Source organism: Bacillus sp. FJAT-26390 (assembly GCF_001682865.1).
In the GTDB taxonomy this organism is placed as follows: Bacteria; Bacillota; Bacilli; order Paenibacillales; family Paenibacillaceae; genus Pristimantibacillus.
The window spans coordinates 597,164-614,859 of record NZ_MAQX01000032.1; the positions used below are offsets into that span (position 1 = coordinate 597,164).

General features: G+C 51.3%; 14 protein-coding genes. 1 reads left to right on the forward strand and 13 read right to left on the reverse strand.

The features are described 5' to 3' along the window. Positions 1–21: 21 nt before the first annotated feature. From A7975_RS23475 to A7975_RS23535, 13 genes are all read right to left on the reverse strand, one after another. On the reverse strand, positions 22–1,194 hold the full coding sequence (locus A7975_RS23475; RefSeq protein ID WP_065386711.1) for a trans-sulfuration enzyme family protein: 1,173 nt from the start codon (positions 1,192–1,194) through the stop codon (positions 22–24). Next, positions 1,191–2,018, reverse strand: a complete 828-nt coding sequence (locus tag A7975_RS23480) for a carbohydrate ABC transporter permease (RefSeq protein ID WP_053373039.1) — start codon at positions 2,016–2,018, stop codon at positions 1,191–1,193. Before A7975_RS23480 ends, A7975_RS23475 begins: the two co-directional genes overlap by 4 nt. Continuing rightward, the gene (locus A7975_RS23485) at positions 2,018–2,899 is read right to left on the reverse strand and encodes a carbohydrate ABC transporter permease (protein ID WP_053377504.1); all 882 of its coding nucleotides are present in this window, start codon (positions 2,897–2,899) and stop codon (positions 2,018–2,020) included. Before A7975_RS23485 ends, A7975_RS23480 begins: the two co-directional genes overlap by 1 nt. 72 nt (positions 2,900–2,971) lie before the next feature. Continuing rightward, positions 2,972–4,288: an ABC transporter substrate-binding protein gene (locus tag A7975_RS23490; protein WP_255314480.1), complete on the reverse strand. Its 1,317-nt coding sequence runs from the start codon at positions 4,286–4,288 to the stop codon at positions 2,972–2,974. A 107-nt stretch (positions 4,289–4,395) separates the two neighbouring features. Continuing rightward, complete coding sequence (locus A7975_RS23495; protein WP_053373040.1) at positions 4,396–5,073, reverse strand: FadR/GntR family transcriptional regulator; 678 nt, start codon at positions 5,071–5,073, stop codon at positions 4,396–4,398. Between the two features lie 188 nt (positions 5,074–5,261). Beyond that, positions 5,262–7,268 carry a copper amine oxidase gene (locus tag A7975_RS23500; protein ID WP_065386712.1) on the reverse strand — a complete coding sequence of 669 codons (2,007 nt, stop codon included), beginning with the start codon at positions 7,266–7,268 and terminating at the stop codon, positions 5,262–5,264. Positions 7,269–7,576: 308 nt separating this feature from the next. Further along, on the reverse strand, positions 7,577–8,449 hold the full coding sequence (locus tag A7975_RS23505; RefSeq protein WP_065386713.1) for a hypothetical protein: 873 nt from the start codon (positions 8,447–8,449) through the stop codon (positions 7,577–7,579). A gap of 108 nt (positions 8,450–8,557) precedes the next feature. Further along, complete coding sequence (locus tag A7975_RS23510) at positions 8,558–9,784, reverse strand: pyridoxal-phosphate-dependent aminotransferase family protein (RefSeq protein ID WP_053373043.1); 1,227 nt, start codon at positions 9,782–9,784, stop codon at positions 8,558–8,560. Further along, complete coding sequence (gene allC, locus A7975_RS23515) at positions 9,781–11,067, reverse strand: allantoate deiminase (RefSeq protein WP_065386714.1); 1,287 nt, start codon at positions 11,065–11,067, stop codon at positions 9,781–9,783. Before allC ends, A7975_RS23510 begins: the two co-directional genes overlap by 4 nt. A gap of 29 nt (positions 11,068–11,096) precedes the next feature. Next, the gene (locus tag A7975_RS23520; protein ID WP_065386715.1) at positions 11,097–12,467 is read right to left on the reverse strand and encodes an allantoinase; all 1,371 of its coding nucleotides are present in this window, start codon (positions 12,465–12,467) and stop codon (positions 11,097–11,099) included. A gap of 192 nt (positions 12,468–12,659) precedes the next feature. After that, positions 12,660–13,757: an ABC transporter substrate-binding protein gene (locus A7975_RS23525; RefSeq protein ID WP_053373046.1), complete on the reverse strand. Its 1,098-nt coding sequence runs from the start codon at positions 13,755–13,757 to the stop codon at positions 12,660–12,662. 87 nt (positions 13,758–13,844) lie between these two features. Beyond that, positions 13,845–14,741 carry an ABC transporter permease gene (locus A7975_RS23530; RefSeq protein ID WP_082198407.1) on the reverse strand — a complete coding sequence of 299 codons (897 nt, stop codon included), beginning with the start codon at positions 14,739–14,741 and terminating at the stop codon, positions 13,845–13,847. Next, complete coding sequence (locus A7975_RS23535) at positions 14,741–15,502, reverse strand: ABC transporter ATP-binding protein (RefSeq protein ID WP_053373047.1); 762 nt, start codon at positions 15,500–15,502, stop codon at positions 14,741–14,743. Before A7975_RS23535 ends, A7975_RS23530 begins: the two co-directional genes overlap by 1 nt. A 218-nt stretch (positions 15,503–15,720) precedes the next feature. Between A7975_RS23535 and A7975_RS23540 the strand changes: the two genes are divergently transcribed. Continuing rightward, on the forward strand, positions 15,721–17,391 hold the full coding sequence (locus A7975_RS23540) for a PucR family transcriptional regulator (protein ID WP_065386716.1): 1,671 nt from the start codon (positions 15,721–15,723) through the stop codon (positions 17,389–17,391). The last annotated feature ends 305 nt before the right edge of the window (positions 17,392–17,696 follow it).

Sequence of the window (17,696 nt, forward strand, 5' to 3'; positions counted from 1 at the left end):
ACGGAGAAGCCGCTATTTATTCTACGTAACAGGATTACACACTTGCTCCCAAGCCCGATTGATATCCGCAATCAGATCGCTTGGGTCCTCCATTCCTACATATAACCTAACGATAGCGGCCGAATGGTCGCTGGTTTTCTCGTCGCTTACCGGGCGATTAACGGTTACCAAACTTTCGAAGCCGCCCCAGCTGACGCCGATTTTAAAATACTTCAAACGGTTTGCCCATTCCTTCATTTTCTCGAGCGGCTCACTGGAAAGGAAGGAGAACACGCTGCTTGCCCCCGACATCTGGCTCTGCCCAAGCTCATACTGCGGATGGGAAGGCAAGCCCGGATGGTTGACGCGGGTGACATAGCTTTGCTTAACGAGATGCTCAGCCACTTGCAGCCCGCTCTGTTCATGTCTTTGCATGCGCAGCGGAAGCGTCCGCAGGCCTTTGGCTACAAGCGCAGCCGTTTGGGGAGTCATAATGCCGCCAAGCAGCATATATTCATTGTTCTGAATACGCTCCACAAGCTCTTTCGAGCCCAGCACGACACCTCCGACACAATCGCTGTGCCCGCCGATATATTTGGTTATGGAATGCACCACCAGATCAACCCCCAGCTTAGTCGGGTTTTGATAGCACGGTGTCGCCCAAGTATTGTCAATGATGGTTACGGCGCCTATGCTTCGAGCCAGCTCCGCGCATTTCCTCAGATCCTGCAGCTCAAAATACATCGTCGTCGGACTTTCCAAATAGAACAGCTTCGTATTCGGGCGCACGGCACTGCGCCACTCTTCAATTGAGCTTCCGTCGATAAACGACGTCTCCACGCCAAAACGGCTCATATAGGAACCAAGAAATTCGCGTGTCGGGCCGTACGCCTGATTGACGCAGATAACGTGGTCGCCTTGCGAGACGACGGACATAATGCTTGAGGAAATGGCGGCCATTCCCGAAGCAAAACATTTGGCGGACTCAGCCTCTTCCAAATCCGCCAGCTTCATCTCCAAATATTGAACGGTAGGGTTGTTCCCGCGCGAGTAAATATGATGGTCCAGCTGCGCTTTCATCGCTTCGTCGAATTGATCGTAGCTATCAAAGGCAAACAGGCTGTTTTGATAAATCGGTACATGAATTGCGCCATGATGTCTCTTGTCTAGCGGATCATAGGCTGTCTTGGTGAATTGTTTCTCTAGTTTGCTCATCCTTTTTCCGCTCCTTGCGTCAAGCCTTCCACAATGAATCTTTGGGCGAAAGCAAATAATAAAATCGTTGGAATGATCGATAATACCGCTCCGGCGGACATCGCTCCCCAATCTACGTCAAATTTAAGTATGAATGAATTCATCGCCACCGGCAGCGTCTTCAGCGCATCGTTATCGATGAACATAACCGCCAGGAACAGCTCGTTCCAGTTTTGCACGAAGGCGAAGATGAAGGTCGAAGCAATACCCGGCAGCATGACCGGAATAATGATTCTCACAAGCGCCGTCCACCTTGAGCATCCGTCGATCATCGCCGCTTCCTCCAAGCTCGAAGGAATCCGCTCGAAAAACCCGCGCAGCATGATGGTCGAGAATGGGATAAGGCCAACGGTGTACATAAGAACTAGCGAAATCCGGTTATTGATCAAGCCCATGTTGCTCATCATCAAGTAAAGCGGAGCAAGCGCTACAAATCCGGGCAGCATTTGCGTAGCGAAAAAAGCGAGCATAATTTGCCGATGTCCCCGAAACTTAAAGCGGGCAAGCACATATGCGCTTAAGATGGCGATAACGAGCACGATAATCGCCGATGAAATGGCCACCAGCAAGCTGTTGCCGATGTAAATATGAAACTTTGATATTTTGAAAATATGAATATAATTGTCCAGCGTAAACCGTTCCGGCCAATATTTCAGCGGAAATGAAAAAATATCTTTTTGCGGCTTGAGCGATGTAATGATAATCCAATACAGCGGAAAAACCATAATCAGCAAATAGATAGCTAAATAAATGATTTTGGACGCTCCCAATAGTCGCAGCTTCATTAGAAATCCCCCGCTTTCTCCGCCTTGGTGACTGACAGAAAGAAGATCGTATAGAGCAGCAGAATAACGATCATAATGATGCCAATAGCAGAGGCGGCTCCGTAATCTCCCGCATAAATGATTTTATCGAGCATCAGGGAAGAGAGAATATGCGTGCTGCCGGCTGGTCCCCCGTTCGTCAATCCGTAAATAATCGTCGGATCGTTGAAAATCCAAATGGCCCTCAGCAGCGTGGTCGCGATAATCGTCGGCAGAATGTAAGGCAGCGTAACGTTCCACAGCTTGCGGAAGCTGTTCGCCCCGTCCATCACCGCCGCTTCATAAAGCTCGGAAGGCACCGATTGCAAAGCCGCCAAAAGCATGATGGCGAAAAACGCTATGCCATACCATACGTTGGCGATAATGACGGATGTCATCGCCCATTTTGGGTCTGATAGAAATCCGATTCTCTCATGAATAATGCCAAATTGGAGCAGAATGTCGTTGATAACGCCAATCTGGGAGTTGAACATCCACTTCCAGATCATCCCGATCAGGAAGCCGGACAACGCCCAAGAATAGAACACGAAACCCTGGTATATTCCCCGCCCTTTAAATGGTTTCTTGAGCAGGAGCGCAAGCGTAAAACCAAATAGAAATTGAAAAATGAGCGAGAAGAACACCCAGTACGCGCTGTTCTCCATAGCCATTAAAAATTTCGGGTCTTTAAAAGCAATTTTAAAGTTGTCTAGCCCGATGAAGTGGACATTGCGCAAATCAAACAGCTTATATTCCTGGAAAGCCATAACGATCCCTTTAAGAAAGGGGTAGTAGGTGAACGCCAGCACGAGCAGTAAGGCGGGAATCAACCCAGATAGAATAAACGCCTTTTGTTTTTTCATTTCCGCACCGCCTTTCGCAGATAAAGGTTGATGGGCGGCAACTATTTCGCCGCCCATCATGACTTCACGCCGTTATTTTTTTAATTTCGCTTTCTGATCAACCCAGTATTCGTCCCACTTCTTGAGCGTATCGTCAAGGTTCGAACCGCCAAGCAGCAGCGATTGTCCGGACTCCATCGCAACTTGTCCCCATTGTGCGTTGCCCGGATATTGGAACGCCGGCTTGAAGTTTACGAACACATCCGGATTGTTGGACATGTCGATTAACGTCTTGTACGGGCCGGTTTTGAAGAACTCGTCTTCCGTAGCTTTGGTATGAATCGGAATCAAGCCGTAATCCTTGGAGAACGCTGTGTTCGCTTCAGGACTGGAGAGGAATTCCACCAGCTTCCAAGCTTCTTCCTTATGCTTGGATTGGGATGCGATCCCCCATCCGGCTCCGCCGGCTGCGAACAGCGCTTTGCCCGTTGGACCGGTTACGAGTGGAGCAGTTGCCCAAGTGCCTTCTGTCATCTTCTCCTGCAAGGATTGGATAACGTCCGGATCCTGCAGCAATATGCCGGTTACGCCAGACGTGAATGCCTGTACTTGCTCTTGGAAGCCCCAGTTGATCGAATCCGGAGGCGAAGCGTCCTTGTACAGCTTCAGGTAAAGCTCCATGCCTGCTTTTGCTTCAGGCGTGGAATAGACCGTTGCCCCGTCTTTCGTAAACATGGAGTCTTCCAAGTTCACCTTGTCGCCGTTGTAAGCTAGAATGATTGCATCCGTAGTTCCCGTGGAGCCAGCGCCGCCGCGGAACGAGAAGCCGAAGCGGTTTTTGGCCGGATCCGTTAGCTTCTTCGCTACCTCGTACAACTCGTCCCAAGTTGTCGGAGGGTTTAGGCCTGCTTCTTTCAGCCAGTCCGTACGGTAGAACATTTGTCTTTCATAGAGGCCGTTAGGCACAAAATAAAGCTTATCCCCTATCGATCCGACCGACTTGGATACGGAGCTAACCGTTGCGAAGTCGCTCCATTTGTCGGTGTAAGCGTTAAGCGGCTCGAGATATTCGTTGTTCACGTACTCGGCAACGTTTAAATCCCGTGCTTCCAGCACGTCAATCTGCTCGTTGGACGCGAGCATCGTTCTGATTTTGTTGTCCGCCTGATCAAATGGCGGCGAAATAAATTCCACTTTAATGTTTGGATTGGCCTCCTCAAATTTGGTGACCATGGCTTGAATCAATTCGGTTCTCTTCGGGCTAGTCAAGCTTTCAATCATGCGAAGCGTGACCTTGTCCCCGCCACCGTTGCCGCCTTCGGCTTCATTTTTACTTCCGCATCCCGCTAGCATACCAATCGTCAATATTGCACATAACAGTGAAGCCAACATTTTTCTACGCGTTCTCATCGATTTAAATCCCCCTTTAAATCACATGTATCATACAGTCGTCCTGTCTGATAGGTAGATTATATTGAAAGCGCTTTACCCTGTCAATACAAAATAAAGCGCCCGCATCAAAAACTTTTAATCTTTTCTTCAATGCAATCCATCATCTTATTAAACTCTTCTAAAGCGCCTTCCGTATTATGGGCAGCTATGGCATCAAACATCGTTCTATGATAAGGATAAGTCTCGTCGAACAGTTGTTTCTCGCCTAGCGGCTCGTTAAAGAACTTCTCGTACAGCCCCGAAATGGAGTCCATTACCGTCTCAAGAATAGGGTTGTGGGCGGCTTTAATCACGTAGCGATGGAAGGCCAAATCGATTTGCGAAGTATCTTTATTGCTTTCCTTCAAAGCCTGGTACTGCTGAAGGCATATCTCCAATTCCTTGATTTGGGCCGGTGTAATGCTCTTCGACGCCAGCTCAACCGCCTTCCCTTCCAACGCTCTGCGGATGTCGAGTGTATTTAATAGATAATTGCGTTCCCGCTCAATCTTAACCTTTCCCGAAAAACGAAACGTATGGACGTCTCTCACAAAAATGCCCTTGCCATTCTCCACGCGAACGATGTCTACCGCTTCCAAATATCGCAAAGCCTCTCGCAAGGAGGAACGGCCGACGCCGAACATTTGTGTCATTTCCTCAACGGATGGGAGCTTATCCCCCTCTTGAAGATCTTTCTCCTGAATATAGTTTTGAATTTCCTGAGATACCAATTCATGTACTAGTATTTTTTGAATTTTCCTCATAGACTGCTTCTCGCTCCTCACCTTACTACCTATCGGATAGGTAAATCTTAAGGTACAGTTCTAGGATTGTCAATGAGGGTGATACTCAAGTCAGTCATTATCGCCAGCTTCGTTTTTTCAAAAAAACACGGCGTATAAACCTGCCGGGCTTATGATCGCCCGGCAGCTTGTTTTATACAGCGAAGCTCTTACTCTGTCTTATTCAAATCCAGCGTTGGCGTTTCGTTGAAGAAGTTGAACGGCTTAATCATAGCGGTTACCCACTCAGTCGGCATGATTGGGAACTCCTCCGCCCGCATTACATGCGTCGTTCCCGTCGTCAGCCATACGACTGTATCCTTATCCTCAATGTTGCGGTTTTGCTGCGTCCATAGGCCAAGTCCCGTGTCTTTGTTATGCGTCGTATATTTGCCTTCGGAATATTGCTCATCCTTCTTGTAAGGCGTTACCCAAATATGGTTATTAATAAATTCCGCACGCTTCAGTACATAGTCCGTTTTCGTGAATAGAGGTTCTTCCATAAAGGGATGAGTGCCGCCTGCATAAGGCATAACCTGATAGCCCGTTGCATAACCAAGCTTATTTTCCTTGCTCGTGTTCGTCACGAGGACGATTTTGTCCGGATCAAACTTTTGAATCGCGTCCTGCTCGAGCTTGTAGGTCTTCTCCACCGTAATCATCTCGCTGCGCGCGAATTCCGGATTTTTGACCGTAACCGCCTTCGGCAAAATCTCGCCAACGGAGTTCGATTCCCCGTCCACATCCAAATCAAGCCTGTAGCTAAAAATATGCTGATGCGTCGGCGCGACGATGTTCGCATCAACAAGCTTGCCGTTACGCGTATCGCTCACCGCTGTCTTGTCAGCCATCGTCTTGGAATCGACCGCTTTGACCTGAGCCAGGCCGGTTGCTCCTGCCATCAGCTTGATCGAACCGTTTTGCAGGAACACCCAGTCAAGCACATAATCGTAGTTGCCGATCGTAGCAATCGCCCGCAGCACAAGCTCGCGGCGCTCTCTCGCATCGCCGTTATGCGACCATTCCGGGTCCGCGTAGCGCTCGAACAAAGCAAATGAGTTTTTAATAACTTGCGCTTTTCCTTGCGTGTCATTTACGGCTGCGTCGAACAAGGTCGCATTCTTCGGCACATCGGAACCGATGTTGAGCGTCCGAGTCGATAAGCCTACGCCGTATTCGCCTGCATCCATAAATATTTTGTACAGCCAAGCCGCGTCAGGGTCGCCATAAGGAACCATCATGCCGCCAAGACCGCCCTCGTACATGATTTTGCGCTTATTGCCATTCTCCGTATAGGATACAGTCGACACCATCGGCCCTACTCGCGGATCTAGACGGAAGTGGAACTTCCAGTTCTGCCAATCGACCGACGTCCCTTTAACGGAGAAGCTTGCGCCTTGCGGCTGGCTGATGATGAGCGGTTTAATTTCGTCCGTCCGCTTCGTCTTGATCACCTTCGTGTAATCGTTCGGATCGGTGGAGACCGGAGGGTTGCCCGACTCGTAAATTTTAATTACTTTTTTGGCGTTCAAATCAACTAGGAAGGCGAGGCCATCCATCGGATGCGCAAAGTTGTTGACGGCACCCTCGATCTTCGGACGAGGCACCGACATGGCAAGTCGCGAGCCCGGTGGTGTCAGCTCTGGACCATAGTCGCCCAGCGGACCGTCTGCGAAGGAGACTTTGCTCAGATCGGTAATGCCATGCCTTGCAAGTGCGGCAACTGCTTCCTTATCCTTTTCGACGATGGCCTCCGATTGTCCCCACTCCGTGTAGAATGGCCAGCCTTCCTTCACTTCTTTCCAGTACACGACCTTATCCGTATCTAAATTCACCGTACCTTCGTACGGCTTGTTTTCCTTAATGAGGGTGAACGTCGCCTCCCTAGGCAGCTTCGCTCCTCCGGCATCATCCCAAGCCCATACCTTTTGCTTCTCCGGCTCCTCCAGCTTAATTTCAGAGAAATACATATCCTTGCTGCCATATTGCGACTTGCGAATGATGTCGGCCGCTTCTTCAATCTCCTGCGGACTCAGCGGATTAAGCGGATGATAGACGATCTTGTCGATCTCCGCCGCACTGAGCCGACCAAGCCCAAGCGCCCCCGGAAAAATATTAATAGATGCAATAACGACGGATGCCGCAATAACGGATACGACTAGCTTCTTCTTTCTCATAGTTTCCCTCCCATTATTATTTCTCTATTAACCGGTGATGCTCTCGCTAACTGACGCTCGTTATTCACGCTTCCATCGCATTCCCCTTTTCCGTTTGTTGATGTTACATACTCTAACATGCGAAGGTAATAGAATACGGATATAAAGGTAAAGGAAACTTAATATGTTTATCCGTTTTTGGTAAAGCTTTGCCTTGCCGTGCAGCACAAAAAAAGCCTACCTGCGATAGCAACGCTCTCCCGCTCCAAATAGGAAACCGAAGTTTGCTCTCGTAGATAGGCTCATCTCATTAACACCGGCTCTAGCAGCTACACTTGTATGACAAAAGGCACAATCAAAGTCTGTCCATTACGCTGGAACTGGCCCCATATTTTATAGAGGCCGCCCGCCGGAAAGCTGACGCCGAATACCGCCTGCGGTCCAGATGATGCCCAGTTCAGCGGATGGATATGAATAAACTGCTCGGTCTTCTGGTCAATTGCGACAACATGACCCACCGCGCCAAGGTAAAGCTCCAAATCCTCAATCGGCTCGCCCGTCTGCTCGTCAGTAAACGTGTAGGTCATATTCATCGCGGTTTGCGGCACCGGCTTCTCAGCGAACGCAAGCTCAACCTTCATGCCGTCCACATGGGCAACCAAGCTCTCGCTTGGCTTCAAAATAGACGGCGCAGCCGCCGCGCCCTGGACCTCTACCTCGCCCATTCGCGTCAGCTCATTCATCCCTTTTGGCAAAAAATCCGCATACAGCTTATATCCGCCGCCCGATGGGAACGCAATCGGAAGCTCGAACAGCCCGTCACCTTTATACGCCGGATGAACATGCTGGAACTGCTGCAAATCCTTGCTTACGACGATGAGATGAAGCAGCTTCTCATTCGAAATGTCGAAGTCATTGACTGTGGCTCCGCGACCATTCACAACGGTTAATGCAAGCAGGGATGACTCACCTGCTGCCGGCTCGCCCTGCGGCCAAGACAGCTGCATTCGCACCCCCTTCTCCGCCGCCGACTCCATCGCCGGCCCTGCATGCCGATGCGCAAGGGATAAGGCATAAGGGTCGAGAAACGGATCCGACAAATCGCCCGAAGCCGTTGAGCGATCCATCCCTTGCAGCAGAAATGCCGCCGTCAAAGCGATTAGCAGCATCGTCATCATAAGCGTCCACTTGTACTTAACCATCCCCATGCCCCCATTCCGATTCATTCACCATGAGGTCATTGTATAGGTCGCGGGTAAAAGGAAGGCCGCAGCAAAGTAAATTTAAAGTAAAATTTTTATAAAATGTCGCTACATCGCATAGGCATCCATCGCAGCTTGCAGCGCTTTGCCCGCTTCCAGCGTGTGACCATGGCGGAGCAGCACCGCTTCGAGCGCCCCAAGCGTAAGCAGCACGTTCCGCTTGCTGCAGCTATAGCCCATTGTGCCGACGCGCCATATTTTGCCCTTCAGCGGACCGAAGGAGCTGGCGATTTCGATGCCATAATGGTCAAGCAGCATCGACCTGACCGATTCCCCGTCTATTCCTGCGGGGATTTCGATGCAGGTAACGACGGTCATTTTGCAGGACGGGTCCCCGTAAAGCCGCAGCCCCATCGCCTCCAAGCCGGCAATCAGCGCGCCTTCATGCTCGCGGTGCCGGGCGAAGCGCGCTTCGAGCCCTTCCTCCAACACTAGGCGCAATCCCTCGCGCAGCGCATAAAGCATCGAGGTTGCCTCCGTGTGATGGTTAAGCCGCGCCGGACTCCAGTAGTCCTGAAGCTGGCTCAAATCCAAATAGTTGCTCTGAATCGGGCGCAGCAGCGGATCATCCTCGCCATCGGCGAGCAGCAGCCCCCTTTCAATTCTTTTGCGGCTTTGCAGCTTTGCTTCCGCCCGTTTGTTGTAGGTGATAGGCGCCATTCCGGCCGGTACGGATAAGCATTTCTGCGTACCGCCGATAACGGCATCAATAAGCAGCCGATCCGTCGCCACCTCGATACCGCCGATCGTCGCAACGGCATCCACTACGAATAGCGCATCAGCTTCCCTGCACGCTTGCCCTATTCCTTCGAGCGATTGCATTCTCCCTGTCGACGTCTCGCCATGGACAATGGCTACGAGCTTAGGCTGATGCTCCCGAATCGCGCTAACGATTTCCTCCGTGCCGAAGGTATAGCCCCATTCCTTCTCCAGCGTCACAACCTCAGCGCCGCAGCGCCTTGCAATCTCCGTAAGCAGATGGCCAAATCGCCCATAGATAGGCACAAGCACCTTATCTCCCGGCTCAATCAAACCAACGAGCACCGCTTCTATGCCCGACCTTGATGTCCCGTCCACCGGAAACGCCCACTCGTTATCGGTCTTGAACAGCTGCCGCAGCATCTCCATCGTCTCGTTCATAAGCGCCGTAAATTCGGGATCAAACTGCCCCAGTATCGGAAAGGACATCGCCCGCAGCACCCGCGGGTCAACCTCAACCGGACCAGGCGTCATAATGGTGCGCGGCGACGGCGATAAATCCCTATAAGCCTTCATAGCTCTTCCCCCTCATAGCCTAATCGGTAAAGCAGCTCCGTTAATACGAGTACGCCAACCGCAAGATCGCGCGGCTCCGTATACTCCTCGGGCGAATGCGAAATGCCGCGCCTGCTCGGAACGAACAGCATTGCAGTCGGGCAAATATGCTCAAACATTTGGGCATCATGCCCCGCTCCGCTAACCATTCGTTTCGAGGAAATCGCCATTTTGCCGCATACGTCATCCATATGCGCTTTGAGCTTGTCATTCATAGGCACCGGCTCTTCCCGAAACCATTCCGTCCCATGAATAGCAAGCCCGCGCTCGTCAGCAAGGGAAGCAAATTCCCGCATTACCCACTGGCAAAAGCTGTCCAGCGCCGGCTCATCGGCATGGCGGGCATCAACCGTAAAGATAACCTTGCCCGGCACGACATTCGGCACATTCGGCTGCACCTGAAGCCTGCCAACGGTCGCTACGAGCGGCTCGCCCAGCCGAATCGCCTCTTGGCGGAGCGTCTGAATCATCATGCTCACACCTTCAAGCGCATCCCTTCGCATATGCATCGGCGTCGTTCCCGCATGATTCGATTCGCCGACGACCTCGAATTTCATTCTGCGCTGGCCCGCAATCGTCTCGACCACTCCGATTGCAATGCCCTCCTTCTCCAGTACCGCGCCCTGCTCAATATGAACTTCAATAAAGGCGCCAATATCGCTGCGGCGGCTATCCCTGCCCATTCCCTCGCCAAAGCCGCATCGCAGCATCGCATCCGCAAAAAACACCTCTTGCGTATCCTGCAAATGTACGATTTGCTCAAAATTCCGTTTCCCCACGATGCTGCCCGAGCCCCAGTAAGCCATCGGAAACCGACTGCCTTCCTCCTCGCAGAGGGACACGATCTCAAGCGTACGCTTCGGCTTGCCGAACTGCCGCTGCAAATAATCCAGCGCCAGCAGCCCTGCCGCAATGCCATAGGCTCCGTCATACATACCGCCTTGAACTACCGTATCAATATGGGAGCCCGTTATAATCGAAGGCGCATCCAAATCCTCGCCTAGTAATTTTCCAAATAAGTTGCCTACACTATCATATTCCGTCTTAAGTCCGTATCCTGCCATTTTCTCCGCTAGCGCCTGCTGTGTTTCTAGCCAGCCGTCGGTGTAAAGCAGCCGCGTAATGCCGCCTTCTTCATCCGGGCTGAATGCGGCCAGCCAGTTCAATATCTGCATAACCTGCGTCTCGAAATACGATAATAGCCGGTCCTTCTCCTGCGGGGAGACACGTGCACTTCGCTCCATAACTGCTCCTCCTATCCCGTTAGCCAAATCTATTTAACCCACTTGCCATGCTTACTCTCGCTAAGTCCCGCAGCTTCCTCATATACTAAGCGTCCCCGTAAATAGGTGGACTTTATTTGGCAATGAAGCTGTCTGCCGATATACGGGCTGTGCTTATGCTTTTGATACAAATGCTCCTCTTTCAATTGGTAGGATTTGTTCAAGTCAAGCAGAACCAGATCGGCGTCCGCGCCGATTCGTATTTCGCCCTTGGCAGCCTGCAAGCCAAAGCGCCGAGCCGGGCCGCCTGCAAGCAAATCGCTGAGCAGCGTGAGCGGCAAGCCCCGCTTGATATGACCCTCCCCGACTATAAGCTCCACCGAGCTTTGCGCGCCTGCAATGCCGCCCCATGCATCAAAGAAGTTATCCGCCTCCTTCATAGAGGCCGGACAAGGCGAGTGGTCCGATGAGATCATATCGACACGCCCATCGGCAATGGCGCTCCACAGCTTTTCTTGTTCTTCTGCATCTCTCAGCGGCGGCGAGCATTTGGCAACCGCGCCGCTCACATTTAGATCCGCTGCCGTTAAAGCCAAATAGTGCGGACAGGTTTCCACCGTCACATTCATCCCGCGCTCGCGCGCCGCCGTAATCGATTGAACGCCTGCCTCGCTGCTAATATGGACAAAATGAAGCGCACAGCCCGTCTGCTCCGCATAAAAGAGCGCCCGGTTAATCGCCTCAAGCTCCGCGATGATAGGCCGCGAGGCAACATAATCAGCTGGCGTTAACCGCCCTTCCGCCCGCATAGCTTGGCCGAGCTTAGCGACAATCGGCTCACTCTCGGCATGCAGCGCAAGCACCTTATTCACGCTCGCAATGATTTTCATTCCTTCAAGCAGCGTATAATCGTCCACCTCGCGGAACGCATCCTCGCTCGGATCGCCCGGCGAGGACATAAACGCCTTAAAGCCCACCACGCCTGCCTCGTGCAGCGGAATCAGCTCATGCAGCTTGCCCGGCACTAATCCGCCCCATAAGGCATAATCCACATAGGACCGATCGTTTGCGGCAGCCAGCTTCTGCTGCATCGCGCTCACGGTAACGGTAGGCGGAATCCCGTTCAGTGGCATATCGACATAAGTCGTGCAGCCGCCAGCTGCAAGTGCTGCCGACCCCGTCTCAAAGCCCTCCCAGTCGCCAAGGCCAGGCTCGTTCAAATGCACGTGTACATCAATCATGCCGGGCATGACCGTCAGTCCGGACGCATCCACAATCTCGGCCGCTTGCTCTTCGCCCAATCCCTCGCCAAGCTGAACGATTTTCCCCGCTTTAATGCCTATATCAAGCACACGAACCTCATTTTTTAATACGACGGTACCATTTTTTATAATGACATCCAGCTTATCTCGTCCGACCATCTAATTCCCCGCCTTTCTCGGCTTAAACGCTCTGCTTGCAGTTTATGAGGCCATACAGCCAAATAGTTAAGCTTCATTTATGAAATTTTTGTCCTTTGCAGCAGCTTTGTAAAAAAATCAGGCCGCGGACTATGAGGTCAGCGGCCCAATTTTTTTTCTTAATTGGCGTGTAGCGCCATGCTCTTCCGTTTGCTATTTCAGCTCGGTTACGATCAAGCTTGCATCTACTTCTTTCAACAGGCTTAGGTCATGGTAGGAAGCTGCCGCCGGAATCGACTTGATGTTGCCAACCGACTTCAGGTATTCGCCAACAGCGGGGCCGTTGCTTCCGTTCACGTAGGTGTCGCCAACCTCCATCGCGTACACGTTGCGGCTCATAATTTGCGTAAGCTCTTCTACGCTTAAGTGCAGCTCAGGAGCCAGCGTCTTGATCGCTTCCTCACGGTTGTCGTTGATGTAGTCTGTCGCTTTCTTCAAAGCGCGCAGCACTGCTTTCAGCGTGTTCGGGTTCTTCGCAAGGAAATCATCCGTTACTTGAATCGTCGTATGCACGCTCATCCAGTTCACGTCTCCTTGCTTGTCAGGCAGCTCGCTCTTCGTTCCGCTGAACAGGAATTTGCCGCCGCCTTGAATCGCCTTCGTAATGAACGGCTCCCATGCAGCCAGCGCATCGATATCGCCCTTCTCGAGTGCGACAACCGCATCGCTTGGCGCAAGGTTTACGTATTTGATTTTGCTGGCGTCTACGCCAAGCTCTTTGGCCATGTTGTTAATCGCGATCGTAACGTCGGCGCCGCTCGGGATACCGATCGTTTTGCCTTCCAGATCCTTCGCGCTCTTCAGCTCAAGCTTGCTTGAACCAACTACCGCTTGCGTGCCGGCGATTTGAGCGAGCGGCGCAATGATTTTGACCGGAATATCCGTTGATTTCAAAATAATATCCATAAAGTTCGTTTGAATGCTCACCGGTGCGCTTCCTCCGGCAACCATCGGACCGATATCCGGGCCGCTCTCAATCAGTTGGCTAGTTACGTTAAGCCCTTCTTCCTTGAAATAACCAAGCTTGTCGGCAATAATTTGCTGCGAGGAGATTTGAGCGTCACGAACGCCAACGAGCGTTAGATCCACTGTCTCAAGCGCCGTGGAAGCCTCCGTAGAAGCTGGCGTATTCGATGCTGCTCCTCCATTCGTTGCCGCTGGCGCATTATTGTTGCCGCCGCAGGCAGCAAGCACAAATGTTAACGACGTAAGTACAATTGCAGATTTGAACCAATTTCCCGATTTCTTCATAGGTAATCCCTCCACTTTTCTCTTTGTAGTTACTTGGTTTTGCGCCTTGCGGGTTTCGCTTGTTACTCCAAGGCTTGATAGGCGGCTCTACTTCTCGATGGCATCTCGAAGCCCGCCTTTACGCCAAACCATGACCCTCTTCTCAACCAGCTTCAGCAGATAAGAGAACAAGCTATATTCCAAGCCAATCAAAATGATGGCAATGAACATATTAGAGATTTTGAAATAATTTCTTGCGTCAACGATGATGTAGCCGAGCCCCGATTTTGCGCCCATCATCTCAGAGACAATGAGAGCGGAGAAGGAGAGTCCGAGACTTACCTGCGCGCCAACGAGGAAATTCGGTATAGCCGAAGGCAGCATCACTCTTGTGAAAATTTGCCGCTCCGACGCCCCCAGGCTGAGCGCCGAACGAATCAGCGTCGAAGGAACGGATTTGAAGCCGTCAAGCGTATACACCAGCACCGGAATAAAGGTAGTCCACGCAATCAGCAGCACCTTCGGAAACTCGCCGATTCCGAACCAGATAATGAACAAGGGCAGAAGCGCCAGCGTCGGAATCGGCCCGACTAGATTTAGAATCGGCGAGAACCAGCGCTCCACCGTTTTGAACTTGCTCATAATGACGCCGAGCCCCACGGCTGCCGCGCTGCCGATGACAAACCCGAGTGCGATGCGGATCGTGCTGGAGATCAGACTGTCCGTAATAATGCCGGTCTTGGCAAGATCCCAGCCTTCCGACAGCAGCACCGTCGGCGCCGGAAGGAAGTTTGGATTAAAGAACTTGGCGGTTTCATTCACTCTAGAGAACAGCTCCCAGAACACAAAGAACAAGATCGAAGGGAGAATGTTATATTTTTGAAAAAACGTATTGATTGCGGACGGGTGTTTGCTGCGGGCTTGCTTCTTAATGGACGTCGCTCCGCCCAGTGCGGTCGAACCCGCTCCCGCTTCCTTCATCGCAGATAATTTGGCTCCATTCATTACGACCCCACCTTTGCAGGAGCAAGCTCCAAATGCTCCTCATCCATTAGGACCCGTTCAATCCGGCTCATCATCTCCCCAAAGCCTGCGGAATGCGACGAACGCGGATGCTTGATGCCTACCTCGAAAATTTCCGCAATCTCGCCATGCTTCATGACGACCACGCGATCCGCCAAGTACACCGCTTCACTGATGCTGTGCGTTACGAATAGGATCGTTGGCTTCAATTGGCTGCATATCTTTTGCAGCTCGACGCGCATCGTCTCCCTCGTCAATACGTCCAGTGCGCCAAAGGGCTCATCCATGAGCAAAATATCCGGCTTGCTCGCAAGCGCCCTCGCTATGCCAACGCGCTGCTTCATGCCGCCAGAGAGCTCGCCAGGATAGTGCGAAGCGTATTGCTCCAGTCCCACCAGCTTCAGAAACTCCATCGCCGTTTCCTTCGCTTGCGCTTTCGGCATCCTCTGTACCTCCGGGCCAAAAGCGATGTTGTCCCTGATCGTCATCCACGGAAAAAGCGCATGGTCTTGAAACACCATTCCCCTTGATTTCGAGGGTCCCTTAATTTCTTCTCCGTCTACCGTTATGGCGCCGTCGTCAGGCAGTAGATAACCTGCAATCATATTTAAGAGCGTCGATTTGCCGCATCCGCTATGGCCAAGTATGCATATAAACTCGTGTGAGTTAACTGTGAGATCTACATTTTTCAAAATCGTCCTGCTTCCGAAGCTCTTCCCAACTTGGCTGACTACTAATTTCATTTCTCCAACCCCAATCCATTTTGTTGTCAGTTTACATTACATGTATCGGTGATGTATAGCTACATCATAATCGGAATCGAGTGCATTGTCATTGTGCACATTAGCTAAAAATAACCGTAATCCATTGAATATCTTATACAAACATACATTTACACCCACAAGCATAAGTGATATATTTATGTCATAAAATATAACATTAACTCACTGGTGGTGCTGTCATGCTGCTCAAAGAGCTCATATCTCTCCCTATTTACGCGAACGCAAAAGTGGTTGCCGGACACGACGGCATGACAAATAGCGTCCAATCGGTCAACATCATGGACGCACCGGATATAATTCATTATTTAAAGCCGCAGGAGCTGCTCCTGACGACCGGATATGCGATGAAGGATAACCCGGAGGCGCTGCTTTCACTGGTAACTAACATGGCTAAGGTCGGATGCGCGGGTCTAGCGATTAAGACAAAACGTTTTCTGCTCGAGGTGCCTAAGGATGTTATCGAGCGTGCAGAACAGCTGCAATTCCCGATTATCGAGCTTTCCCTAGAGCAATCGCTTGGCGACATTTCCAACTACTCGCTTAGCCACATTTTGGAGAAGCGGACGGATGAGCTGCATTATGCGTTAACGACGCACAAACAATTTTCTCAAATGATCATGCAGGGCAAAAGCACGGAGGATGTCATCGAAGCGCTGGCGATTCTGATTGATTCGCCGGTCATGCTCATGAACCAGCAAGCCGATCTGCTCTTTCGATCCAGCTCTATGACTGAGGAGCTGTATCAGAAGCTGATGAATGAGCTTCATGCAGAGCTTGTCACGCCTACGCTGCAAAGCTCCATGACGATCCCTCTTCCCTCGCAACCGTTCGCTGGCACGCCATATTCGGCAGCCGAGCTGCATCCTATCGTAACCTTTCAGCTGGAAGGCTGCTTAATCGCTTTAACGAGTGATATAAGCAAGCAGTACGGCAACCTCACGAAACATGCGATGGAGCAAGCCGCCAACGTAATCGGGCTGGAGCTGATGAAGAAGCAGGCCGTCAAGGAACGGTCGCGGCGATACAAAAACGAGTTTTTTTCCGACTTTGTCGACGGCTTGATTACCTCCGAGCAAGAGCTTCTGCACCGCAGCAAAAACTATGATCTGCTCAACCATCCCGTCTATATCAGCGTTGTTGCCAAGCGGGATACTTCCTTTGACTTGCTTCGCCCGTCCAGCGCGCTGGAGTCGGATGGCCGGTTCATATCCGAGCGCGACCGCCATTATAATTTGCTGAAGAGCGAGTTCTCGAAGCTGGATCTTCGTTTTGTCTTATTTACGAAGAACGAATATTTCTGCTTTCTCATCGCCATGCAAACAAGCCAAGACTTGACGGAAGGCAAAGGGAGCAGGTTTCTTGAGCAGCTGAAGCAGATGGTCAGCGGCTTAAGCGAGGCTCACGGCATTCCTATCTCCGTCGGTATCGGCAATCCGGTATCCAAGCTGCCCGATATCCCCTTGTCCTACAAGGAAGCGGTCGAAGCGCTGCAAACCGGCTATGATGCGCGCAAGAAGCAGTTCGTTCAGCCATACCGCGCCAAAAACTTCAACAATCTGCTGCGGATGATTCCGAAGGAGGAGCTGCGGGAGTATTACGAGGAAACGTTCAAGGATATGCTCAGCATTGAAGGGAAAGAGCGAAGCGACCTGCTCAAGACGCTCAGCACCTTCTATGAGACACATTGCCAGCTGGCGGAGACTGCCAAGCAGCTGTTTGTCCACCGCAACACCGTCACCTATCGCCTTGAAAAATGCGAGCGGCTCACCGGCCGCGATCTCCGTGATCCCGTCGAAAGCCTTCGCTTCCGCACCGCATTTTCTATGGAATCGCTGTTTCTGGCCGATTAACTGCTGCCGCTCCCATCCCGGCAGCAGTTCCGCGATTCATCTTACGCCAATATCGCTTCGCAAACATTCATGTGTGTTTACGGACATTTTTTGAACCGAATCATAATCTGAATAGACTCGATAATTACGTATTATTGCTTAAAAACAAGTAAATCCGTTTGCTTTTCCGCTGAAGGAGCACATGTGTGCTTACGTACATTTTTCAGACGCCTCACATACGCCGTTTTCGCTCAATAAGCACGTATACGTGCTTACACACCAATAACTCAGATTACCTTGCTGCTATAAGAGCACATATGCGTCAT